A 23,205-nucleotide genomic window follows, 5' to 3' on the forward strand; every position below is an offset into this window, starting at 1 on the left:
AGCTTGCGCGACTCAGGCGAGGTCGGCAACCACCTCGGCCACCCTGCGCACCTGATCGATGTCCGAGCTCGTCGGGATCAGGTGCACCTCGTCGGTGCCGATCGCGGCGAACCGCTGCAGCACCGCCCGCAGCTCGTCATCGGTGCCCGCCCATCCGGTGGTCGGGGCCATCGCGTCGACGATCTCGGCGGGAATCCAGTTCATGTAGCGCCGCAGGTGGCGGTGCACCTGCTCCCGCGGACCGTCGCCGTCGCCGATCGCGAACCAGAACGACGTCGCCAGATGCGGGGCCGGCCTGCCCGCCTCCCGCCAGGCGTCGCGCGCCACGTCGAACAGCTCGTTCTGCTTGTCGACGTCCAGATCCAGGGTGGTACCGGCAAGCCCGTCGGCCCAACCGGCCGCGTGCCGCGTCGTCTTCGGTCCCATCGTGCCCACCAGCAGCCTCGGACCGCCGGCCTGTACCGGCGGCGGACCGACCGGCAACGTCGAGTCCGTCACGTTCTCGCCGGACCACACCCGCCGCATCACCGCCACCCGGTCGGCCATCTCGCGCATCGTCTGCGTGGCGGGGTCCGCACCGGCGGCACGGTAGTCCTCGTGGCGTCCGCCGACTCCGACACCGACGGTGAGCCTGCCGCCGCTGAGCATGTCGCCGGTGGCCAGCGCCTTGGCCAGCATCACGGGGTCGTGCAGTTGCGGGATGATCACCGTGGTCACCAGCTGCACCCGGTCCGTCCACGCCCCCAGCGCCCCGAGCAGCGTCAGGCTCTCGGGATTGTCGAACGCCATCCGCTCGCCCCAGCACAGCGACGAGAACGGGCCGCCGTCGACGAGCAGCGCCCAAGCCTTCAACGTCGCGGCGTCGAGGTCGGGCTCCATCACCGGCAGGGTCATCCCGATATGCACGACCGCGATTCTGGCACGCCGGGCGGATCGGGCGCGCACACGCACCGCGGCGGTCGGTTTACCCGCCGGATTCGCCGCGGGCCGACCCGTGCAGGTTCTTCGCCGTCGGTGACGTGGCGACGGTGGCCGGATCGGGGTGGGTACCGAGCACCCGGTCGGCCGTGCCCGCGCTGGTGACTGTGAACCAGTAGTGCTCGTTCTTGAAGTGGTGCTGGCGAGTGATTGCGCCAGATCGCCCGGTACACCGCGGTCTTGGGTTTGTAGTCACTGTGGACGAGGTAGTGGCACCACTCGTAGCACAGGCCCAGCACCGTCAGGAACGTCAGGAACGTCAGGCCGAGTGCCGTCCGTGGGAACGCCAGCAACGCGATTCCCACCGCCACGGGCAGCACCCACAGCAGGGCCTGCCACGGGATGAAGATGAGCGGGATGTCCCGCGGATCGACGTGGTGCTCCCGGTGTTTGCGCGCCAGCAGGGGGTCCAGGCGCAGCACGCCGACCTGCCGTGGCCGCCAATGCAGGATGCACACGTGCACAAGCCATTCGAAGAACGGGAACGCGGCAAGCATGATCGCCGGAACGAGCGCGTCGGTGATCTGCCAGTCGCCATGGGCGATCCGGGCACCGGACGCCACGACGAGCGTCGCGCCGATCATCCAGGGCGACGGATGACGCCAGAACTCGCGTCCCGCGTCGACCAACGTGAACTGCTTCCGGGCTGGTCGTGTCGGCGTGGTGGTCATCGAGGTTCCTCCAGGTCGTGCAGCGCATCCAGCAGCGCCGTCGTCGCGGGTTCCAGAAGACGGCAGGCGTTGTCGCGGGCCGCAGCCGGATCGCCGGCGAGCACCGCCTCGCCGAGCGCACGGTAGGCGTCCACCCGCCCGACCTCGCCTGCCATCATCGTGGCCAGGGCGGGCAGCGCGGGTTCGTAGGTCGCGCGCAGCGTGTTGAACATCAGCCGGAACGCGATGGAGTCCGCGCCGTCGACGATGTGATCCCAGAAGTCCAGCGCATGCCGTTGCGCGGCAACGGGATCGGATTCATCCTCGAGGGCGCGAACGGCGGCGTTCAACTGCTCGGAGAGCCCGGGACCCTGACGCTGGGCGGCAAGCTCGGCGACCTTGGGCCCGTTGTGCAACCTCGTCTCGAGGATGCTGCGGACGACGGCGACGTCGAGCTCGCCGTTGCGGATCAACAGCCGAGGGAGCAGGTCCAGCCCCGCGGTGCGCCGGAAGTCGCGCACCGTGGTGGCGTCACCTTGACGAACCTCGATCAGCCCGGCGGCGGACAGCCGCTTGAGCGCCTCACGGATCGTGGGCCGCGAGACCCCCAACACCTCGGCCAGGCGACGTTCGCTCGGCAGCGTCTCTCCGGGCTGCATCTCGCCGCTGAGGACATCGGTGATGATCTGGTCGAAGACGTCCTCGGGTACCGAGCGACGGTTCACCGGTTGCAGCGCCATGCCTACCAGGATGCCGGACACCCGGCCAGAGGTCAAGTGGTCAGACCAGTACGTGGTGATGGCTGCGAGGCGAGGGCGAGATCAGAGCTTCAGCGCGCCGGATTCGTGGCGGGAGGGTCCTTGTGAGCCCGGACGGGGTCAGCCGAAGGGGGCGCGAACAATCCGCCACGCAGCCCGCCGCCGAAGGTGCGCACCGCGACCAGAAACCAGGTGCCCAGCAGCCCGATGTACGCGATCGCGGCGGCGACCCGGAACGCCGGCAGATCGGTGTGCAGCGCCAGCTGCGTGGTGCCGGTGACGAAGGTGCCGACCGGGAACGTCAGGCTCCACCAGGTCAGCGCGAACGGCATCCCGCGCCGCAGCGTGCGCACGGTCAGCGCGGTGGCCAACCCGATCCACAGCACGGCGAAGCCCCACACCGGAACCCCGTACAGGATCGCGAACACGCTCATCCCGTCGGCCAGGATCGGGTCGACGGCCAGGGCCGCATCGGTGGCGAGCAGCCCGGCCACGGTGATCGACTGGCCCAGCGGTCCGAGGACGATCCACAGTGTGGGCACCCGCGCGGTGCCCGAGGTGCCGAAGTGCGCCAGACGGCTCCAGATGATGGTGATGATGATCAGCGACGCGATCAGCGACAGGCCGAACATCGCGTAGCAGCCGTAGAACATCGTGGTGCGACCTGTCCCCTGCGCCATGTGTGGGATCAGCATCGCCCCCGTCGCGGCCGACACCATCGGCGGCACCACCGGCATCAGCCAGCCGCCGAACGCGGCGTCAGGTTCGACCCGGTACTGGGTGAACATCATGAAGGGGATGCTCATCGCAGTGAACAGACCGCCGAGAGTCCCTGCGGTCCACAACACCCAGGCCAGGTCGACCGCCGCGCGTTCACCGATCAGGTCCACACCCACCAGGAGGGCGCCTGCACCGACGGTGAGCAACGCCATCGGGGCGGCACCGTAGAAGTGCGCCATCTGCGGGTTACGGACATGACTGCGCGCCACCGTGGGGTTGCGCACCCAGTGGGCGATCATCGCGACGACGAGCAGCACCAGCCATACCGTCGACGCCACCCACACCACCAGCGCGAACGTCCTCAACCCCGGGACGTGCACCGGCAGCGTCGCACCCGCCGTGGCGACGATGCCCGTCCCCATCACCGACGCGAACCAGTTCGGCCCGAGGTAACTGAGTGGGTGGGGCCGGTCGCTGATCAGGTCGCCGGTCATCGAGCCAGTATGGCCGCCGCGAGCGGACGCGCGCGGGGCCCGGTGGGGTCGGAGGGGGGGTAACCCCCGGCGGACGTTGAGGAAAACGCTGTGTCGCCGCCGCGCGCCGGTCCATAGGTTGGTGTCATGGCCGCAGTTACAGACTTGGATGCCGTCACCGACCCGGCGCCCGCCGGCACGCAGGAGTCGGGTGACCCGCCGGTGTCACGGACCCGCGGGATCGGCCTGGTGCCGAGCGCGTCGCTGATCACCGGCGGCGTGCTCGGGGCAGCGTGGTTCTGGATTCCGTTGGCAATTCTGGTCGTCGGCATCACCTCGATCCCGAGTGTGATCGGATTCGTCCTGGCCGCGGTGGTCTTCATCTACCTGATGCGCGGTGTCGACCATGTCGAGCGGGTGCGCAGCGAAGCGGTGTTCGGCATGGGCATCGGGATTCCGGCGCGGCGCCTGTCACCGCACACCGGCTTCCAACGTTGGGCCCACCAGCTGTGGCTCGATGTGAGCAGCGCACGGTTCTGGAAATCGGTGGCCCACCACTACCTTCGGATGGCCTACGACATTCTGGTCACCGGGCTGGCGCTGGCGCTCCTGGTGTTCGCGTTCCTCGCTCCAGCCGCCGCGATCGCCATCGGCCACAGCGATCCCGATGCCGGGTTGTCGTTCCTCCCGACGCCGGCCGCCTGGTTGTTGGCCCTGGCGGCGCTCGCCGCCGCCGTGGTGTTGCTGGTGTTCGCGCCGGCACTGGACGCGACCATCGACCGCTGGCTGTTGTCTCCGTCCCCCACCGCCGAGCTGCAGTACCAGGTCAGTGCGCTCGCCGACGCGCGCCAGGGCGCGGTGACCTCCGCGCACACCGAGCGCCACCGCATCGAACGCGACCTGCACGACAGCGTGCAGCCGCGGCTGGTTTCGCTCGCGATGACGATCGGGCTGGCCCAGACCAAACTCGACGCGGACCTGCCCGCGGCCAAGGCGCTGATCGCCGAGGCGCACGACGAGGCCAAGAACGCCCTGGTGGAGTTGCGCAACGTGGTCCGGGGTATCGCACCGACCATCCTGTCGGACCGCGGCCTGGACGCGGCCCTGTCCTCGGTGGTGCAACGTGCGACCAACTCGGGGGTTCCGACGACGCTGAGCGTGCACCTGCCTTACCGGCTGCCCGAGGAGGTCGAGGCGTGCGCGTACTTCGTGGTCGCCGAGGCGCTGACGAACGTCACCAGGCATGCCGAGGCATCCCATGCGGCGGTCACCGTACGACTCGACGAGACCGCTAACGAGTTGCACGTCACGGTGTTCGACGACGGGCGCGGGGGTGCCCGGATCACCGACGACGACAACACCACCGGATTACGCGGCCTCGACGAACGGGTGCGCGCCGCCCGTGGCACGTTCGCGGTGTCCAGCCCGGTCACCGGACCCACCATCGTCACCGTGGTGCTGCCATGCGGATCGTGATCGCCGAGGATTCGGCTCTGCTGCGCGCCGGCATCGAGCGGATCCTGACCGATGCCGGCCACGAGGTGGTCGCCGGCGTGCCCGACGCCACCAACCTGCTGCGGCTGGTCAGTGAGACCCGCCCCGACCTGGCGATCCTCGACGTGCGGATGCCCCCGACGTTCACCGACGAAGGCATCAGGGCCGCGGCGCTATTGCGCAGCCAGAACCCGGAATCACCGGTGCTGGTGCTGTCGCACTACGTCGAGGAGCGTTACGCTGCCGACCTGATCGCCTCGGACACAAAGGGTTTCGGCTACCTGCTCAAAGACCGGGTCGCCGACGTGCCCGCGTTCCTCGACGCCGTGGCGGTCGTGGGAGCCGGCGGCACCGTGCTCGACCCCGAGGTGGTCTCCCAGATCCTCGTCCGCTCCCACCGGCGCAATGTCCTCGATGCGCTGACACCCCGCGAGCACGAGGTGCTGCAGCTGATGGCCGAGGGCAGGACCAACTCCGCGATCGCAGTGGCACTGCACATGTCGGTCGGGTCGGCCGAGAAGCACATCGCGTCGATCTTCGCCAAGCTGAACCTCGCTCCTGACGAGAGTGAGAACCGCCGCGTCCTCGCAGTGCTGCGATACCTCGAATCCTGAAGCGCCGAAAGGACTTGTAAAAGTGACGACCATGACCACCCCGCCCGCCCCGGCGGCACCGCCGCCACCGCTGTCCCCCGGTCGCCGCACCGCCGTTCGCGTCGCGTTGATCGTCGCCGCCGCCGTACTGGTCGTCGGCACCGTCACCTCGCTGGGCACCCTCGCCTGGGGGGTCAGCACCTTCCGGGTCGTCGCCGACTCCACCGCGCTGCCGGCCAATCTGCGCTCGATCACCGTCGACACCGGGTCGGTTCCGGTGGCCATCCGCATCACCAGCGATCGCGATGCTCGCGAACCCCGTGTGGACATGCGGATGGTGAACTCCGTCCGCGCGGGCTCGGATCCCCTGTCGGTCAGCACCGATGGCCCCACCGCGCGGGTGAGCATCGACGCCGAGGACTCACCGATCCTGGGCTGGGGCAGAGCTTCGCAGATCACGCTCGTATTGCCGCCCGAGCTGGCGCGCCGGCTGACGGTGACCACCCAACAGGAGATGGGTGTGGTTCTCGCCGAGGCCGATGTCGACCAGCTGATCGCGCGGACCCGCGAAGGGGCCGTGGTGCTGAGTGGCTCGGCCCGTCACATAGAGATCACCAACGAGCACGGCGACATCGCCAGCCGGGAGCCGATCTCGGTGTCCGAATCGTTCCGGGCGGTCACGCAGACAGGCGATGTCAGCGTCGACTTCGCCGGGGCTCCAACGACGCTGGACGCCGAGACCGGGCACGGTGACATCGTCCTCGCGCTACCTTCGCCGGGTCCCTATGTCGTGAACGCGACCACGGGCCAGGAGCGGGGCTCGACGGTCGTGCGTGTTCCGCAGACCCGGGAACGCGGCGACGCCGCGTCGGTCGTGACCGCACGGTCGGAAACCGGTGACGTGGTCATCGAGGAACTGGACTGACCAGTCCGCGGGGTTGCGCTCCGGCTGGGCCGGCTCAGTCCGCCCGCCCGCCCGGGTCGGTCAGCTTCTCGATGATCGCGGCAACGGGGGCGGCCTCGGCCTTCCGGTATCCCGTCCCCGCCCACACGTTGACCCCGTGGGGATCACCCGCACGCACCGCCGCCGCACGCACCGGGCTGGTGAGGTGGTGAACCTCGGGATACCCGAACGGCGCCTCGACCTCGTGCTCGTCGACGAACCGGTTGCGCAGCCCGCGCGCGTACCGGCCCGAGAATGCCCGGGTGACAACCGTTTCCGTGAACTGCGGATCGCGCAGCGCGGACCGATGCACTGCGCTGCTGCCTGCTTCGTCGGCGAGCAGGAACGCGGTCCCGAGCTGGGCGGCCACCGCCCCCGCCCGCAGCACCCGGCGCACGTCGCCGGCGTCCATCAAGCCTCCGGCGACCACGACCGGGATCTCGAGATCGGCCAGGATCGAGGCCAGCAGATCGTCCAGCGGCTGCTCCGATGGTGGCGCGGTCACGTCGAACGTGCCGCGGTGCCCACCCGCCGACGGCCCCTGGGCGGCCACCGCGTCCACGCCGCGCGCGGCCGCAAGCCGCGCCTCTGCCAGCGTGGTGACCGTGCCGACGGTCGTGATGCCCGCGTCGGTGAGCCGCCGCCGTTCCTGGGCGCTCGGCAGACCGAAGGTGAACGAGGCCACCTGCGGGCGCAGGTCCAGCAGCACCTCGAGCTTGGCGTCCCAGTCGTCGTCGTCGAAGCGGGGCTCCCCGAGGGCGACGCCATAGCGTTTCGCCTCGACCTTCAGCGCGTCGGCGTAGCCCTCGACGGCAGCGGGGGTCGCGGCACTGGGCTGCGGCACGAAGAGATTGGCCCCGATGGGCCCGGTGCTCAACCGGCACACCGCTTCCAGTCGCTCGGCGAACGCCTCGGCGGTCAGATAACCCGCGGGCACGAACCCCAGGCCGCCCGCGTCGGTTCCCGCCGCGGCCAACTCAGGCGTGGACGGCCCGCCCGCCATGGGGGCGACCAGGACGGGTACGTCCAGATCACGAAAATCGAACGCCACGCGCTCTTCGTATCACGGTCGCCCGCTGCCGCTGCAGGAACGGCAATCAGAATTCGTCCTATCCTGGATGGCGATGGCCATCACGTTCAACCACACGATCGTCGCCGCGCGGGACAAGACGGCGTCGGCGGAGTTCCTCACCGAACTGTTCGACCTGCCAAGCCCGGAGCCGTTCGGCCATTTCCTGGTGGTGAAGGTCGGCTCGGAGCATCCCGTCAGCCTCGACTACGCGGAGGTGGGTGACGGTGAGATCCATCCGCAGCACTACGCGTTCCTGGTCTCCGAAGAGGAATTCGACGCCATCTACGGGCGCATCCGGGCGCGCGGACTGCAGCACTGGGCAGACCCGCGAGGGGCGCGACCGGGCGAGATCAACCACAACGACGGCGGGCGAGGGGTGTACTTCCAGGATCCGGGCGGGCACTACATGGAGATCCTGACCCGGCCCTACGGGTCGCGCGCGGGCTGACTAATCATCTGAATGCCCGCGCGCCCCTTCCTGGCGGCGGTAGTCGTCGGCCAGCACGCACACGTGCTCGGGTAGCGCACCCGCCGCGACGTCGGCGAGGGTGGTCTGCTCCAGCACCGAACGCATGCTGGCGCGCAGCGCGCGCCAGACGTCCGTCAACGACGCGGTGGGACCGGAGTACGGCAGATCCCCGAGACCGATGTCCCGCACGCTGGCCAGCGGCCCGTCGATGCAACGCAATACGTCGGCGATGCTGATGTCGGCGGCCGCCCGGGCGAGCTCGTACCCGCCGTCACGGCCGCGGTGGCTCTTCACCAGCCGGTCGGTGCGCAGGTCGGAGAGGATGTCGACGAGGAACTGCGGCGGGATGCCCTGGGCCTTGGCCAGGTCGTCGGTCTTGACCAGAGTGCCGTCGTCGACCGTGGCCAGCTGCACCATGGCCCTGACGGCATACTCCGCCTTGGCCGACATCCGCATAAGCAGAGGCTAGTCGGGAATGTTCGCGGCTCCGGCAACCACCACGGCGAACAGGTCGGCGATCGCGGCCAGGCTGGCGGTGTGGATCGCCTGAGCGGGCACCGGATCGCCGCCGATGCCGGGCAGCGCGCGCGTCGCGGTGGCGCCGGCGACGACGGTCGGTGCGTAGCCGAGGTTGAAGGCGCCGCGCGCCGTGGAGTTCACGCACATGTGCGTCATGAACCCCGCCAGCACCAGGTTCGACGCGTCGAAGGCCTTGAGGACGTCGTCGAGGTCGGTCTGCACGAACGAGTTCGGATAGTTCTTGATGACCACCGCTTCACCGTCGCGCGGCGCGACCTGCGTGACGATCGCCCCGCTCTCGCCCTCGATGTCGTAGAGCGATCCGGGGCCGTCGTCGTGCTGGATGTGGATGACCGGGATTCCCGCCGTACGGGCCCGCTCCAGCAGCACCGCGGCCTCGTCGAGGGCGGACTGGACGCCCTCGAGTTCCATGACCCCACGGGTGTAGGTGTTCTGACAGTCGATCAGAATGAGCGCCGAGTCGGCCAGGCTGACCGGGGCGACCGGAAGGCCCGCCATCGCACGCATCGTGTTGAGATCAGACATCCTTGGAGCCTACGCGGGCCCGATCGGCCGGCTCAGCGTGCGGTGACCGCCAGTACCGCGTCGGCGAGTTCGGGCCGGCACACGATCAGGTCGGGCAGCTTGGAATCGCGCTGGTTGTAGGTCAGCGCGGAACCGTCGATGCGCGAGGTGAACAGCCCGGCGGCCCGGGCGACGGCGACCGGGGCCGCCGAGTCCCATTCGTACTGGCCCCCCGAATGCACGTAGGCATCCGAGAGGCCTTGCACCACGGATGCGACTTTCGCTCCGGCGGAACCCATTTCGACGAGGACGCCGTGCAGTGCATCGCGCACCTCGAGCGCAACGGCGGGGGGCCGGGTGCGTGAGACCACGATCCGCGGAACCTCGGGAGCAGCGGGAGGGGCGGCCACCGTCGGGGTGGCCAGCGTGACGCCCTGCGCCGGTAGCGCGACAGCGCCGGCGATCAGCTCGCCGGAACCGCCGTTGCGCTCCCAGAGAGCCACGTGCACCGCCCAGTCCGACCGGCCGAGCTCGGAGAACTCCCTGGTGCCGTCGAGTGGGTCGACGATCCATACCCGTTGCGCGACCAGCCGCACCGGATCATCGACACCCTCTTCCGAAAGCACCGCGTCCTGCGGCCGCTCAGCGTTCAGCGCGGCCATCAGGAAGTCATGGGAGCGCTTGTCTCCCGCGGCTTTTCTCTCCTCGGCGCTCGCCTCCGCCAGTTCGGCGCGAACATCGAGCAGCAGCGCGCCGGCCTCGGTGGCCAGGTGTGCGGCGAGTTCGTGGTCGTTCACTTCTGCCCTCTGCTCTCGAGAAGATCGATGACCGAGGCTGCCAGTTCGTCGACCGTGCGGTCCGACGAGAGCCGCAGGTCCGGGTTCTTGGGTCGCTGATAGGGACTGTCGATCCCGGTGAAGTGGGTGATCTCGCCGGAACGGGCCTTGGCGTACAAGCCTTTCGGATCCCGGCGTTCACAATCCTCCAGTGGCGTGTCACAGAACACCTCGAAGAACTCGACGCCGGCATCGGTGGCCACCTTGCGCGCCAGTTCGCGGTGTTCGGTCAGCGGGCTGATCGCCGGAACGAGCACCACCTGACCGGAATCGGCGAGGATCGCGGCCACATGTGCCAACCTCCGCAGGTTCTCCGACCGGTCGGCCATCGAGAAGCCCAGGTCGGCGTTGAGCCCGTGACGCAGGTTGTCCCCATCGAGAACGTAAGCGGGAATCCCCTTTTCGAGCAGCTTCTGCTCGACGAGCATCGCCACCGACGACTTACCCGACCCGGACAGCCCGGTGAACCACACCGTCCTGCCCTTCGTCAGGCGGTCCTCTGCGGTGCACAGCGACTCATGACGCACCGTGTTCGGGCTTGCGTCCCGTACGGTGCCGTCGCGCAGCACCATGCCCGCCGCGACCGTGCCGTTGGTGTTCGGGTCGATCAGGATGAACGAACCGGTCGAAGCGTTGCGGCTGTACTCGTCCAGTAACAACGGCACCTGGGTGCGCATCGAGATACGTCCCAGTTCGTTGAGCTTGAGCGCCGTGGCCGACTTGTCCCGATGCAGGGTGTTGACGTCGAGGCGGTAGTCCAGACCCATCACCTTGGCCCGCGTCGTGCGGGTGGTGTGCTTGATCAGGTAATCGCGACCGGGTTCGAGCGCTGCGCCGTCGGCCATCCAGCACACCGTGGCGTCGAACTCCTGAGTGACCCTGGGGTGGTTGTTGGGGCGGGCGATCAGATCACCGCGCGAGATGTCGATGTCGTCGGTGAGGCTCACCGACACCGCCATCGGCGGAAACGCTTCCTGCACCGGCCCGCCCGGGCTCTCGATCGCGGCGACCCGGGTCGTCTTGCCCGTCGGCAGCACGACGACGTCGTCTCCGACCCGCATCACGCCGCTGGACACCGTGCCCGCGTAGCTGCGGTGATCATGGTGGTCGTGGGTCTGCGGCCGGATCACGTACTGCACCGGGAACCGCACGTCGACGAGGTTGCGATCCCCGGCGATGTACACCTCTTCGAGGTGGGTGAGCAGCGGCGGACCCTCGTACCACGGCGTCACGTCGGACTTGGTGACCACGTTGTCGCCGTTGAGCGCCGACAGCGGAATGGTCGTCACGTCGTGGACGTCCAACCGGGCGGCGAAGTCATGAAAGTCGTCGCGGATCGTCTCGAATATTTCCTGGTCCCAGCCGACGAGGTCCATCTTGTTGACCGCGAGCACGACGTGCTGGATCCCCAGCAGCGAGGCCAGGAACGCGTGCCTGCGCGACTGCTCCAGCAACCCGTGGCGCGCGTCCACCAGGACGATCGCCAACTGCGCGGTCGAGGTCCCGGTGACCATGTTGCGGGTGTACTGGATGTGCCCCGGGGTGTCGGCGATGATGAATTTCCGCTTGGCCGTGGCGAAATAGCGGTAGGCCACGTCGATGGTGATGCCCTGCTCCCGCTCGGCGCGCAGCCCGTCGGTGACCAGAGCCAGGTCGGTGTAGTCGTGCCCGCGTTCCTTGGAGGTGCGCTCCACGGCCGCGAGCTGATCCTCCATCACGGCCTTGGAGTCGAACAGCAACCGGCCGATCAGCGTGGACTTTCCGTCGTCGACCGAACCTGCGGTCGCGATGCGAAGAAGCGTCGCCATCGTTATTTCCCCCGTCGCTTCGCTCGCCCCATCAGAAGTACCCCTCGCGCTTGCGGTCTTCCATCCCGGCCTCCGAGATCCGGTCATCGGCGCGGGTGGCCCCGCGCTCGGTGAGCCGCGAGAGCGCGGTCTCGGCGATCACCTCGGACACCGTCGCCGCCGTCGATTCGACGCAGCCGGTGCAGGTGACGTCGCCGACCGTGCGGAACCGCACCGTCTTCTCGATGATCGGCTCGTCCTGACGCGGCTGCAGGTACTCGTGCACCGCCAGCAGCATGCCGTCGCGTTCGAACACCTGCCGTTGATGGGCGTAGTAGATCGACGGAAGCTTGATGTTCTCGGCACCGATGTAGGACCAGATGTCGAACTCGGTCCAGTTCGACAGCGGGAACACCCGGATGTGCTCACCCTTGTGGTGGCGGCCGTTGTACAGGTTCCACAACTCGGGGCGCTGCGCCTTGGGGTCCCACTGCCCGAACTCGTCACGGAACGAGAAGACGCGCTCCTTGGCGCGGGCCTTCTCCTCGTCGCGGCGCGCACCGCCGAACGCGGCGTCGAACTTGTGCTCGCGAATGGCACGAAGAAGCGTGAAGGTCTGCATCGGATTGCGCGAGGGAATCGTCTCGACGACCCGGCCCGCGTCGATGTCGTCCTGCACCTTGGCGACCACCAGCCGCACCCCCGACTCCGCGACCAGTTCGTCACGGGCGGCCAGCACCTCGTCGAAGTTGTGCCCGGTGTCGACGTGCATCACCGGGAACGGCAGCCTGCCCGGGCGGAAAGCCTTGATCGCCAGATGCAGCATCACGATCGAGTCCTTGCCGCCGGAGAACAGCAGGACAGGCCGCTCGAACTCCGCGGCCACCTCCCTGATGATGTGGACGGCCTCGGCCTCCAGCGCTCGTAGATGGCTCAGTTCGTAACGGCCCGCGTTCTCGGTGAGTTCCTCGATCGTGGTCACAACTCACCCACAAAGTTGGTAGAAATGACCAAGTTAACAATCATGCCCTGAAATCTAGCGAGCCGACGGCGGCGCTGTCAACGTCGAGCGGGTGCCCAGCCGTTCACCCAGGCACGCCGAAATCCGACTTCTGCAGCAGTGTTGCGAGTAAGGGCCTGCAAAAGTCGGATCTCGGCGCGCTCGGGGTCGGGGTGACTAGAGAGTGACCTCTTCGAGCGCACCGGTCGCGACGTCGAAGACGAAGCCGCGCAGCGATTCGTGCTTGGTGACGAACGGACTGGCCTCGATGCGCCGCAGCGACTGGCGCACATCCTCGTGGACGTCGGGGAAGGCCTCGGCCGCCCACTCCGGCTTCAGCCCGGTCTCGTCCTGGATGGCGCGTTTGAAGTCGTCGTCGGTGAAGGTCAGCATTCCGCAATCGGTGTGATGGATCAGGATGATCTCCCTGGTCCCGAGCAGCCGCTGACTGATCGCGAGCGAGCGGATCTCGTCATCGGTGACGACACCGCCGGCGTTGCGGATGACGTGCGCTTCGCCGTCCCCGAGTCCAAGGATCCGGTACACGTCCATCCGGGCATCCATGCATGCCACGACGGCGACGTGCTTGCTCGGCGGCAGTGGCAACGGCTTTCCCGGCCCCTGGAACGTCTTGGCGTATTCCTCGTTGTTCTTCACGTATTCGTCTGTCACCGACATGTCGACCTCCTGCTTTCCTGCCGAAGCGCTGCGACGATAACAACACCTGGCCGCGTCGTGGCGGATGAGAATCAGCCAGATTCCGGGGCGCCGAAACTGAACTCCTGTGCGAAGTCTGGAGAGTTTCTCGCACAAGCTCAGTCTCGACCGAAGATCAACGGCGTCCGCGCTAGGGGTCCGATTGGCCTCCGCTGTGGCTTGGCTGTGGATCGCCGGGAAGCCGGACCACGAACTCCGTCCTGCCCGGCACGCTGCGCACCTCGATGGTGCCACCGTGCGCCCGCACCACCGCCTCGACGATCGCCAGACCCAGGCCGGTGCTGCCGCCGCGTCGCGAGCGCGACGAATCACCGCGCGCGAACCGCTCGAAGACGTCAGGCTGCAGCCAGGCCGGGACACCGGGGCCGTCGTCGAGGACCGTCAGCGCCACGTCCGCTCCGTCGACGGTCAGCGAGGTGGTGACGGACGTGCCGGGCGGCGTATGGATGCGGGCATTGGCCAGCAGATTGGACAGCACCTGGTGCAGCCGCGCCTCGTCGCCGGGGACCACGACCGGCTCGTCGGGGAGGTCCAGTTCCCACGTGTGCTCCGGGCCCGCGATGTGCGCGTCGCTGACCGCGTCCACCACGAGCCGTGTCAGATCGACCGATTCGCGTTGCAGCGGCCGCCCGGTGTCGAGCCGGGCGAGCAACAACATGTCCTCGACCAGCTGGGTCATCCGCTCGGTCTCGGACTCGACACGGTTCATCGCGTGGGCCACGTCGCCGGGAAGGTCGGCCCGCTTACGCTGCGCCAGCTCGGTGTAGCCACGGATCGCGGCCAACGGTGTGCGCAACTCGTGGCTGGCGTCGGCCACGAACTGCCGCACCCTGGTCTCGCTGGCATGGCGCGCCGACAGCGCCCCGGCGATGCGGTCGAGCATGCGATTCAGCGCACCGGCGAGCTGCCCGATCTCGGTGTGGGCGGCCACCGGATCGACCTTGACGATCGGGGTCGGCAGCCGCACCTCGCCGCGGTCGAGCTCCAGGTCGGCGACCTGCTGCGCGGCCGCGGAAACCCTTGCCAGCGGCGCGAGTTGGCGTCGCACGATGACGATGCCCGCCGTCGCGGCGGCCACCAGTGCGACGGCCGCGACGACACAGAAGATCACGAGCACCCACAGCAGCGTGTCGTCGACGTCGGCGGTGGGCAGACCGGTGACGACGGTCTCGCCCGGGTGGTGGGCGGGTGAACTCACGACGCGGTAGCGCCCGAGGCCGTCCAGGTCGACCGTTCGCGGGCGCATGTCCGCGGGAACGTCGGCGAGTTGGTCGGCTGCGGCGGCCGAGATCTCGGCGCGGGCACCGTCGGCGGTGATGACACCGGCCGCCACCGGTGTGCCTTCCAAAACCACGGCACCGACCGTGCGGATCGCCTGCCCCGGCGCGTTCAGGAAGGCAGGACCCGGTCCCTCGTCGTCGCGGATCACCAAGCGGCGAGTCGACCCCTCCTGCGGCGGCGGGCCCATGATCACGCGGGGCGGTCTCATCACCCGCGGCCCCATGTCCGGTGGCGGCGGGCCGAAGTCGAAGATCACCGCCGAGCGCCTACCGGCCTCGACCACCTGCTCGTCGAGCTGGTTCATCAGGAAGCGCTGCAACGCGAACTCGGTCGCGACGCCGATACCCGCACACACCACCGCGAGCAGGAGCACCTGGGTGACGAGCAGGCGGGTCCGCAGCGACCACCCGCGCGGAGAGCGGACCACGGCCCGCAGGCGCTCAGCGCGCGGGCTTGAGGACATACCCCGCACCACGCAACGTGTGGATCATCGGCTCTCGTCCGTTGTCGATCTTCTTGCGCAGGTAGGACACGTACAGCTCGACGATGTTCGATCGGCCGCCGAAGTCGTAGCTCCACACCCGGTCGAGGATCTGCGCCTTGCTCAACACGCGTTTGGCGTTGCGCATCATGAAGCGCAGCAGTTCGAACTCCGTCGCGGTCAGCGAGATGACCTCGCCGGCGCGCGTCACCTCGTGGCTGTCCTCGTCGAGCACGAGGTCCCCGACGACGATCGTGGCGCCGCCGGTGTCGGTGGCGACCCCGGTGCGCCGCAGCAGGGCCCGCAACCGCAGCACGACCTCTTCGAGGCTGAACGGCTTCGTCACGTAGTCGTCGCCGCCGGCGGTCAGGCCCGCGATGCGATCCTCGACCGAATCCTTGGCGGTGAGCAGCAGCAGAGGCAGGCCGGGAATCTGCTCGCGCAGCTTGCGCAGCACCTCCAGCCCGCTCATGTCCGGCAGCATCACGTCGAGCACCACCACGTCCGGCGGATTCTCCCGGGCCATCGCGATGGCGGTCGCCCCGTCGCCGGCGGTCGCGATGTCCCAGCCCTCGTATCGCAATGCCATCGACACGAGCTCGGCCAGCACCGGTTCGTCGTCGACGACGAGGACGTGGATGGGGCTGCCGTCGGCACGGCGCATCACCACGCGCGCAGTGTCACCACCGCCGCCGGAGGATGCAGGGGTGTCGGCCACCGCCCCATTATGTGTCCGCGTCCTAGGGGTTCCCTGTGCCGTTCCTATGTGCGGACTGTGAATATCCGGGCACACCCGATGCTGAGTCGGCTCACAGCACGCACCCAGCGACCGGGTGCAGGGTGGTCGTCATGAGCACCGACCCCGTGACCTTCGACGATCCGGTTGGGGCAGACCCGGGCCGACTCCACGGCGATGGGGCACGCGGGAGTCCGCGGTCGCCGTGGCCATCGCCGCGGTCATCGCCTGCCTCGGCGGCGCTGCGATCTACGCGGCGACCGACCAACCCACCCCCGCCATCGGCCCTCCCGGCCACCATGCCTTCGACCCGGCAAGCGGCGCCGGACCGGCGGGCCCGGGGCACCCCGGCGGCCCACCCCGCCAGACACCCCCCTAGCCACGCCGGGAGGCATGAACGGGCTGTGTCAACACATTTCTCATAACCTGTGCCCATGCAGCCCCGCCGCGGACCCACCGCATGACCCGCTTTCTTGCGCGTCGGCTGCTCAACTACGTCGTGCTGCTGGGGCTGGCGTCGTTCTTCACGTTCGGCCTGACGTCGCTGACGTTCGAGCCGCTCGACAGCCTGCTCGAACGCAATCCGCGACCACCGCAGTCCGTCATCGACGCGAAGGCCGCCGAACTCGACCTCGACAAACCGATCCCGCTGCGGTACGCGAACTGGCTGTCCGACGCCGTCCGCGGGGACTTCGGGACCACCGTCACCGGGCAGCCGGTCAGCGACGAGCTGTGGCGGCGCATCGGTGTCAGCCTGCGGCTGGTGGTCATCGGCTCGGTGGTCGGCACCGTCGTGGGCGTCGTGGTGGGCGCCTGGGGAGCGATCCGCCAGTACCGGCTCTCCGACCGCGTGATCACGGTGCTGTCGCTGCTGATCATCAGCACGCCGACGTTCGTGGTGGCCAACCTGCTGATCCTGGGAGCGCTGAAGGTCAACTCGGTGCTCGGGCTGCAGGTGTTCGAGTACACCGGCGAGACGTCACCGGATGCGGCCGGCGGTGCCTGGGACCAGTTCGTCGACCGAATGCAGCACCTGGTGCTGCCCACGTTCACCCTCGCGTTGGCGTCCATCGCGGGGTTCAGCCGCTACCAGCGCAACGCGATGCTCGACGTGCTGGGCCAGGACTTCATCCGGACGGCACGGGCCAAGGGCCTGACCCGCCGCCGGGCGTTGTTCAAGCACGGGCTACGTACCGCCCTCATCCCGATGGCCACGTTGTTCGCCTACGGCGTCAGCGCGCTCGTGACCGGCGCGGTGTTCGTCGAGAAGATCTTCGGGTGGCACGGCATGGGTGAATGGGTGGTGCAGGGGGTCACGACGCAGGACACGAACATCATCGCCGCGATCACCGTATTCTCGGGTGCGACGATTCTGCTGGCCGGGTTGCTCTCCGACGTGATCTACGCAGCGCTCGATCCCCGGGTGAGGGTGTCGTGAGCGTCACCGAGTACCAGTTCGTGTCCCGGCGCACCCTGGTGTTGCGCCGGTTCCTGCGCAACAGGGCCGCGGTGGCGTCGCTGGTCGTGTTGGCCGTGCTGTTCATCGGGTGTTACGCGCTGCCGCCGCTGCTGCCGTACTCCTACACCGAACTGGACTACTACGCGCTGCAGCAGCCACCGAGCCCGACACACTGGTTCGGCACCAACGCGTTGGGCCAGGACCTGCTGGCGCAGACGCTGCGCGGTATGCAGAAGTCGCTGCTGATCGGTGTCTGTGTGGCCTTCATCTCGACGGTCATCGCGGCCACCGTGGGTGCGGTCGCCGGCTATTTCGGCGGGTGGCGGGACCGGACGTTGATGTGGATCGTCGACCTGCTGCTGGTCGTACCGAGCTTCATCCTGATCGCGGTCGTCACCCCGCGCACCCGGCAGTCGGGCACCATCCTGTGGCTCATCCTGCTGCTCTCGGCGTTCAGCTGGATGATCAGCTCACGGATCGTGCGCGGGCTGACGATGAGCCTGCGGGAACGCGAATTCGTGGTGGCCGCAAGGTATATGGGCGTCAGTAACCGGCACATCATCGCCCGCCACATCCTGCCCAACGTGGCGTCGATCCTGATCATCGACACCGCGCTGAACGTCGGCGTGGCCATCCTGGCGGAGACGGGCCTGAGCTTCCTCGGCCTGGGCGTGCAACCTCCCGACGTCTCGCTCGGCACCCTGATCGCCGACGGCACCCGATCGGTGACGACCTTCCCGTGGGTGTTCCTGTTCCCCGCCGGGGTTCTGGTGCTGATCGTGTTGTGCGCCAACCTCGTCGGCGACGGGCTGCGCGATGCGCTGGATCCGTCGGCGCGTCCCGCCCCGAGCCGCAGCAAGCGTATGCGGGCGGAGCAGCCATGAGCCTGCTCGAGGTACGCGATCTGACGGTCGCGTTCCCGACCGACACCGAGCGTGTCGCCGCGGTGCGCGGCCTGAACTACCACGTCGCGTCCGGCGAGGTCGTCGCCCTGGTCGGCGAGTCCGGTGCGGGGAAATCGGCGGGCGCCATGGCCGTCGTCGGGCTGCTGCCCGAGTACGCCGAGGTGTCCGGTTCCGTGCGGTTGCACGGCGACGAGCTGCTCGGGCTGTCCGACCAGCAGATGTCACGCATCCGCGGCAACAAGATCGGGACCGTCTTCCAGGATCCGATGTCGGCGCTGACCCCGGTCTACACCGTCGGCGACCAGATCGCCGAGGCGATCGGTGTCCATCGCAGCGACATCGGCAGGCGGGCCGCACGCACCCGCGCGGTGGAGCTACTCGAACTGGTCGGCATCGCCCAGCCGGAGCGACGGGCCCGGGCGTTCCCGCACGAACTGTCCGGCGGTGAGCGTCAGCGTGTGGTCATCGCGATCGCGATCGCCAACGACCCCGATCTGCTGATCTGCGACGAGCCGACGACGGCATTGGATGTGACGGTGCAGGCGCAGATCCTCGACGTGCTGCGCACCGCACGCGACGTCACCGGCGCCGGCGTGCTGATCATCACCCACGACCTCGGGGTCGTCGCCGAGTTCGCCGACCGCGCGCTCGTGATGTATGCCGGCCGGGCGGTCGAGACGGCGCCGGTCGCCGACCTGTACCGCAGCCGCCGGATGCCCTACACCGCAGGACTGCTGGGGTCGGTACCGCGCCTGGATGCGCCCCAGGGGGCACGCCTGGTACCCATCCCCGGCGCTCCCCCGTCGCTGGTGGCGCTGCCGCCGGGATGCCCGTTCGCGCCCAGGTGCCCGCTCGCCGTCGCGGACTGCCACGACGCTGAACCGGAACTGGTATCAGTCGCGCCCGGCCACCAGGTTGCGTGCATCAGGCATGAACACGTCGGGGATCGCACCGCGGCCGAGATCTACGGCGTTTCCACGGCACCACTGCGGGGGGCCGACGTGGCCGCCGGGGAACCCGTGGTGCTGCGGGTCCGCGACCTGGTCAAGACATTCACGTTGACCAAAGGAGTGGTGCTCCGCCGCCGGATCGGGGAGGTGCGGGCCGTCGACGGTGTCAGCTTCGAGCTTTCGCAGGGCCGCACCCTCGGCATCGTCGGTGAGTCGGGTTCGGGCAAATCGACCACGCTGCACCAGATCCTGGACCTCACCACCCCGCAGGCCGGCACCATCGAAGTGCTCGGCGCCGACGTCGCGTCGCTGGACAGGCGCAGCCGCCGGGCACTCCGGGGCGACCTCCAGGTGGTGTTCCAGGATCCCGTCGCGTCACTGGATCCCCGGCTTCCGGTGTTCGACGTGCTCGCAGAACCGTTACGCGCCAACGGGTTCGGCAAGACCGAGACCGATGAGCGGGTCGGCGAGCTGCTCACCGTGGTCGGGATGCGCCGGGAGGACGCGGGACGATACCCCGCGGAGTTCTCCGGAGGGCAGAAGCAGCGCATCGGCATCGCCAGGGCGCTGGCGCTGCAGCCGAAGATCCTGGCCCTCGACGAACCCGTGTCGGCGCTGGACGTGTCGATCCAGGCGGGGATCATCAACCTGCTGCTGGACCTGCAGGAGCGCTTCGGGCTGGCGTACCTGTTCGTCTCTCACGACCTGTCGGTGGTCAAACACCTCGCCCACCGGGTGGCGGTGATGCACAAGGGCAGGATCGTCGAGCTCGGCGACAGCGAGCAGGTGTTCGCCCACCCCGGCGACGCGTACACGCGCAGGTTGCTCTCAGCGGTGCCGCGGCCGCTGGCGGACGGCGGTTAGAGTCAGTCCGCATGACCCACCTGACACCGCGAGCAGTCACGAAGTCGCATGCATGGACGCCGTCGCGTGCGATTTCGCGTCTGCTCGGCATAGGACTGGTTACCTGCCTGGTCGTGACCGGGTGCTCCAGCAGCGACACCGAGGTTCCGTCGGCAGGCGGCAACGCCGAGATCGGCGCGACCGCCGACATCAACCCGCAGGACCCGGCCACGCTGCGTGAGGGCGGCAACCTTCGGCTGGCGCTGTCGGGGTTCCCCCCGAACTTCAACAACCTGCACATCGACGGCAACCTCGGCGAGATCGGCGCCATGTACAAGCCGACGTTGCCGCGGGCGTTCGTCATCAAGCCCGACGGGGAGATGACGGTCAACAGCGACTACTTCACCAGCGTCGAACTGACCGGCACCGACCCGCAGGTCGTCACCTACACGATCAACCCGGAAGCGGTCTGGACCAACGACAGGCCGATCACGTGGGAGGACTTCGCGGCCCAGATCAACGCTCTCAGCGGAAAGGACGACAGGTTCCTGTTCGCCGCCCCCAACGGCAGCGAACGCGTGGCGTCGGTGACCAAGGGCGTCGACGACCGGCAGGCCGTCATCACCTTCGCGAAGCACTACGCCGACTGGCGCGGGATGTTCGCCGGCAACGGGATGCTCTACCCCAAGGAGATCACCCAGGATCCCGAGGCGTTCAACAAGGGCTTCCTCAACGGTCCGGGACCGTCGGCGGGACCGTTCATCGTCACCACCATCGACCGTGCCGCGCAGCGGATCGTGTTGGGCCGCAACCCGAAGTGGTGGGGCGCCCCACCGCTTCTGGACACGATCACCTACACCGTGCTCGACGACGCGGCCAAGATTCCCGCGCTGCAGAACAACGCGCTCGACGCGGTCGGATTGGCGTCGCTGGACGACCTGGAGATCGCCCGACGGACGAATGGCATCTCGATCCGGCGGGCGCCGGCGGCGAGTTGGTATCACTTCACGTTCAACGGCGCGCAAGGGTCGATCCTCGCCGACCCGGCCCTGCGTACCGCGATCACCAAGGGCATCGACCGGCAGGGCATCGCCGCGATCACGCAACGCGGCCTGGTCGACAACCCGGTGCCGCTGAACAACCACATCTTCCTCGCCGGCCAGGAGGGCTACCAGGACAACGGGATCGGCTTCGACCCCGAGGCGGCCAAGCGCGACCTCGATGCGCTGGGCTGGCGCCTGAACGGCCAATTCCGCGAGAAGGACGGCCGCAGGCTGACCATCCGTGATGTGTTCTACGACGCCTCGAGCACTCGGCAGATCGCCCAGGTCGCCCAGAACAACCTGGCCCAGATCGGCGTCAACCTCGAACTGCTGCCCGTTGCCGGCGGCACGCTGTTCAGCGACTACATCACGCCGGGCAACTTCGACATCGCCCAGTTCGCCTGGGGCGGTGACGCCTTCCCGTTGGGCGGACTGACCCAGATCTACGCGTCCAACGGCGAGAGCAACTACGGCAAGATCGGTAGCCCCGAGATCGACGCCAAGATCGAGGAGACGCTCTCGGAGCTGGATCCGGCCACATCGCGCACCCTGGCCAACGAACTCGACACGATGATCTGGGATGTCGGCTTCAGCCTGCCGCTGTTCCAGTCGCCCGGCAACGTCGCGGTGCGCAGCAACCTGGCCAACTACGGGCCCGCCGGGATCGGGGACCTGAACTACACCGCGATCGGCTTCATGAAGGAAGTGGCCTGACGTACCACGCGCGGCACCGCGTCGGGCACCACGGCCTCTGCCCTCGCCGCGATCGCGATTCCCCGGACCAGGAGCCGCATCGTCAGGTTCGCGGGCAACGCATCCAACTCGGCTGAGCGGGAAGACAATTGACCGGCCGCGCCGGTGCTCACCGCCCTGCAGATCTGCAGGGCAGCCTGTTCGCGGGTGTCGAGGATGCTGTGCCCGGCGGTCGGGAGCTCGACGAGCGCCGAGTTGGGTATCAGGTCGGCGATCCGCCGCGCCACCGCGGGCGGCGTCGTCAGATCGCGACCCCCCGAGATCACCGCGGTGTGCCAGGTGAAACCCGGCATGGCCGAGATCAGGTCGTAGGGCTCGGCGGCGAAGTCGACATCTCCGATGGCGATCTCACGCAACGCGAGGGCCGGGTCGATCGGCCCACCGTCCGGCTCGGCACCGTAGTTCAGCTCCCGGTAGGCGATGCGTTCGACGAGATCGGGTTCGTGGTGGTACGGGGTCTCGCGTTCCAGCAGGAGCCGGGTTCCCAGACCCACTGCGGCCCAGAGCCAGTCGTGGCCGGCCAGGAGCAGATCCAGCTGGCGCCGCAGCACCTGTGGGCCCGCGATGCCGTAGATTCCGGCGGCCCGCAACACGGCAGGCGGGTCGAAGAGCCCCTCGGCGACCAGGCGGCGCACCTTTGCCGCGAGTTCGGCGCCGTCGCCGTCGGTGCCGTCCCACAGCACCCGGCGAATCTGCGCCCGGACCTCGCTGATGTCGGCGTCGGCCGACAGCAGGGGTGAGTCCAGCACCATCGCGTGGACCCGCGCCGGGTGGCGCACCCCCACGCCTGCGGCCAGGTAGGTGCCGTACGACGTGCCGTAGATGATGGCCCGGTCCACCTGCGCGTCGTCGAGCACGGCGGCGATGTCGTCGACGACCGCCTCGACGCTCAGCGCCTCCGGTGGCAGGTCACGGCCGGCATCGTCGTGGCGGGACAGGCCCACGCCGCGGTGCTCGACCATGATGACGTCGAGGCCGGCGATCGCGGCGTGCCGGCGAAACGCCCGGTAGAGCGCGATCGATGCCGCACCCGGGCCGCCCGGGATGATGACCAGCGGATGTGCGGACTTGCGACCGGTGCGCACGTAATACAGGTCGAACTGTTCGGCGCCGTCGCGGAGCACCGGCCTCCGGAGCGGCCGCACCCCGGCCAGCGCGGCGAGCTTGTCATGCGCCCGGCGACGTGAGGCGGTCATCGTCATCACGTTCATTGTGCCCCG

At 68.7% G+C, this 23,205-nt stretch carries 22 protein-coding genes and 1 pseudogene; 9 read left to right on the top strand and 14 right to left on the bottom strand.

Features of this window, described 5'->3' with window-relative positions; genetic code table 11:
• Positions 1-12 precede the first annotated feature (12 nt).
• The 4 genes and pseudogenes from H7I57_RS11065 to H7I57_RS11080 all read right to left on the bottom strand — a co-directional run bounded on the left by H7I57_RS11065 (position 13) and on the right by H7I57_RS11080 (position 3,600).
• Positions 13-894, bottom strand: a complete 882-nt coding sequence (locus H7I57_RS11065; RefSeq protein WP_264023614.1) for an LLM class flavin-dependent oxidoreductase — start codon at positions 892-894, stop codon at positions 13-15.
• Between the two features lie 70 nt (positions 895-964).
• Positions 965-1,649 (bottom strand): annotated as a pseudogene (locus H7I57_RS11070) (sterol desaturase family protein).
• On the bottom strand, positions 1,646-2,368 hold the full coding sequence (locus H7I57_RS11075) for a FadR/GntR family transcriptional regulator (RefSeq protein ID WP_264023533.1): 723 nt from the start codon (positions 2,366-2,368) through the stop codon (positions 1,646-1,648). Before H7I57_RS11075 ends, H7I57_RS11070 begins: the two are co-directional and overlap by 4 nt.
• 89 nt (positions 2,369-2,457) lie before the next feature.
• Entirely contained in the window at positions 2,458-3,600 is a 1,143-nt protein-coding gene (locus H7I57_RS11080; RefSeq protein ID WP_264023534.1) for a TDT family transporter, read from the bottom strand.
• Positions 3,601-3,726: 126 nt separating this feature from the next.
• On the opposite strand from H7I57_RS11080, the gene H7I57_RS11085 reads away from it, so the two are divergent.
• The 3 genes from H7I57_RS11085 to H7I57_RS11095 are packed head-to-tail and all read left to right on the top strand — an operon-like array spanning position 3,727 to position 6,591.
• Positions 3,727-5,055, top strand: coding sequence for a sensor histidine kinase (locus H7I57_RS11085; RefSeq protein WP_264023535.1), 1,329 nt, complete (start codon positions 3,727-3,729; stop codon positions 5,053-5,055).
• The gene (locus tag H7I57_RS11090; RefSeq protein ID WP_264023536.1) at positions 5,043-5,687 is read left to right on the top strand and encodes a response regulator transcription factor; all 645 of its coding nucleotides are present in this window, start codon (positions 5,043-5,045) and stop codon (positions 5,685-5,687) included. Before H7I57_RS11085 ends, H7I57_RS11090 begins: the two co-directional genes overlap by 13 nt.
• 31 nt (positions 5,688-5,718) lie before the next feature.
• Positions 5,719-6,591 carry a restriction of telomere capping 4 family protein gene (locus tag H7I57_RS11095; protein WP_264023537.1) on the top strand — a complete coding sequence of 291 codons (873 nt, stop codon included), beginning with the start codon at positions 5,719-5,721 and terminating at the stop codon, positions 6,589-6,591.
• Positions 6,592-6,625: 34 nt separating this feature from the next.
• Here the strand turns inward: H7I57_RS11095 and H7I57_RS11100 are convergent, their stop codons facing one another.
• Entirely contained in the window at positions 6,626-7,660 is a 1,035-nt protein-coding gene (locus tag H7I57_RS11100; RefSeq protein WP_264023538.1) for a nitronate monooxygenase, read from the bottom strand.
• A gap of 73 nt (positions 7,661-7,733) precedes the next feature.
• On the opposite strand from H7I57_RS11100, the gene H7I57_RS11105 reads away from it, so the two are divergent.
• Positions 7,734-8,129, top strand: coding sequence for a VOC family protein (locus H7I57_RS11105; protein WP_264023539.1), 396 nt, complete (start codon positions 7,734-7,736; stop codon positions 8,127-8,129).
• Here H7I57_RS11105 and H7I57_RS11110 read toward each other — a convergent pair whose 3' ends face one another.
• From H7I57_RS11110 to H7I57_RS11145, 8 genes are all read right to left on the bottom strand, one after another.
• Positions 8,130-8,606, bottom strand: coding sequence for an Rrf2 family transcriptional regulator (locus H7I57_RS11110; protein WP_264023540.1), 477 nt, complete (start codon positions 8,604-8,606; stop codon positions 8,130-8,132). It abuts the gene before it with no gap.
• Between the two features lie 9 nt (positions 8,607-8,615).
• On the bottom strand, positions 8,616-9,215 hold the full coding sequence (locus H7I57_RS11115) for a cysteine hydrolase family protein (protein WP_264023541.1): 600 nt from the start codon (positions 9,213-9,215) through the stop codon (positions 8,616-8,618).
• Positions 9,216-9,247: 32 nt separating this feature from the next.
• Positions 9,248-9,991 (bottom strand): 3'(2'),5'-bisphosphate nucleotidase CysQ, encoded by a 744-nt coding sequence (locus H7I57_RS11120; RefSeq protein WP_264023542.1) that lies wholly within the window; start codon positions 9,989-9,991, stop codon positions 9,248-9,250.
• Positions 9,988-11,838, bottom strand: a complete 1,851-nt coding sequence (gene cysC / locus H7I57_RS11125; protein WP_264023543.1) for a sulfate adenylyltransferase subunit CysN — start codon at positions 11,836-11,838, stop codon at positions 9,988-9,990. The genes H7I57_RS11120 and cysC overlap by 4 nt, the downstream gene beginning before the upstream one ends.
• 31 nt (positions 11,839-11,869) lie before the next feature.
• Complete coding sequence (gene cysD, locus H7I57_RS11130; RefSeq protein ID WP_264023544.1) at positions 11,870-12,799, bottom strand: sulfate adenylyltransferase subunit CysD; 930 nt, start codon at positions 12,797-12,799, stop codon at positions 11,870-11,872.
• A 195-nt stretch (positions 12,800-12,994) separates the two neighbouring features.
• Positions 12,995-13,495 carry a beta-class carbonic anhydrase gene (locus H7I57_RS11135; protein WP_264023545.1) on the bottom strand — a complete coding sequence of 167 codons (501 nt, stop codon included), beginning with the start codon at positions 13,493-13,495 and terminating at the stop codon, positions 12,995-12,997.
• A 169-nt stretch (positions 13,496-13,664) separates the two neighbouring features.
• Positions 13,665-15,278 (bottom strand): sensor histidine kinase, encoded by a 1,614-nt coding sequence (locus H7I57_RS11140; protein ID WP_264023546.1) that lies wholly within the window; start codon positions 15,276-15,278, stop codon positions 13,665-13,667.
• A complete protein-coding gene (locus H7I57_RS11145; RefSeq protein ID WP_264023615.1) occupies positions 15,256-15,960 on the bottom strand; it encodes a response regulator transcription factor in 705 nt (234 codons plus the stop codon). The genes H7I57_RS11140 and H7I57_RS11145 overlap by 23 nt, the downstream gene beginning before the upstream one ends.
• Positions 15,961-16,237: 277 nt before the next feature.
• Between H7I57_RS11145 and H7I57_RS11150 the strand changes: the two genes are divergently transcribed.
• The 5 genes from H7I57_RS11150 (at position 16,238) to H7I57_RS11170 (ending at position 21,946) form a co-directional block, all read left to right on the top strand.
• A complete protein-coding gene (locus tag H7I57_RS11150) occupies positions 16,238-16,411 on the top strand; it encodes a hypothetical protein (RefSeq protein WP_264023547.1) in 174 nt (57 codons plus the stop codon).
• A gap of 81 nt (positions 16,412-16,492) precedes the next feature.
• The gene (locus tag H7I57_RS11155) at positions 16,493-17,470 is read left to right on the top strand and encodes an oligopeptide ABC transporter permease OppB (RefSeq protein WP_264023548.1); all 978 of its coding nucleotides are present in this window, start codon (positions 16,493-16,495) and stop codon (positions 17,468-17,470) included.
• The gene (locus H7I57_RS11160; RefSeq protein WP_264023549.1) at positions 17,467-18,375 is read left to right on the top strand and encodes an oligopeptide ABC transporter permease OppC; all 909 of its coding nucleotides are present in this window, start codon (positions 17,467-17,469) and stop codon (positions 18,373-18,375) included. Before H7I57_RS11155 ends, H7I57_RS11160 begins: the two co-directional genes overlap by 4 nt.
• Entirely contained in the window at positions 18,372-20,210 is a 1,839-nt protein-coding gene (locus tag H7I57_RS11165) for an oligopeptide ABC transporter ATP-binding protein OppD (protein WP_264023550.1), read from the top strand. The genes H7I57_RS11160 and H7I57_RS11165 overlap by 4 nt, the downstream gene beginning before the upstream one ends.
• Positions 20,211-20,221: 11 nt before the next feature.
• Complete coding sequence (locus H7I57_RS11170; RefSeq protein WP_275081149.1) at positions 20,222-21,946, top strand: oligopeptide ABC transporter substrate-binding protein OppA; 1,725 nt, start codon at positions 20,222-20,224, stop codon at positions 21,944-21,946.
• Here H7I57_RS11170 and H7I57_RS11175 read toward each other — a convergent pair.
• The gene (locus tag H7I57_RS11175) at positions 21,910-23,187 is read right to left on the bottom strand and encodes an alpha/beta fold hydrolase (RefSeq protein WP_264023551.1); all 1,278 of its coding nucleotides are present in this window, start codon (positions 23,185-23,187) and stop codon (positions 21,910-21,912) included. The two genes, H7I57_RS11170 and H7I57_RS11175, sit on opposite strands and share 37 nt — an antisense overlap.
• Between the last annotated feature and the right edge of the window lie 18 nt (positions 23,188-23,205).

The sequence above is a fragment of the Mycolicibacterium pyrenivorans genome (assembly GCF_025821625.1).
Taxonomy (GTDB): Bacteria; Actinomycetota; Actinomycetes; order Mycobacteriales; family Mycobacteriaceae; genus Mycobacterium; species Mycobacterium pyrenivorans.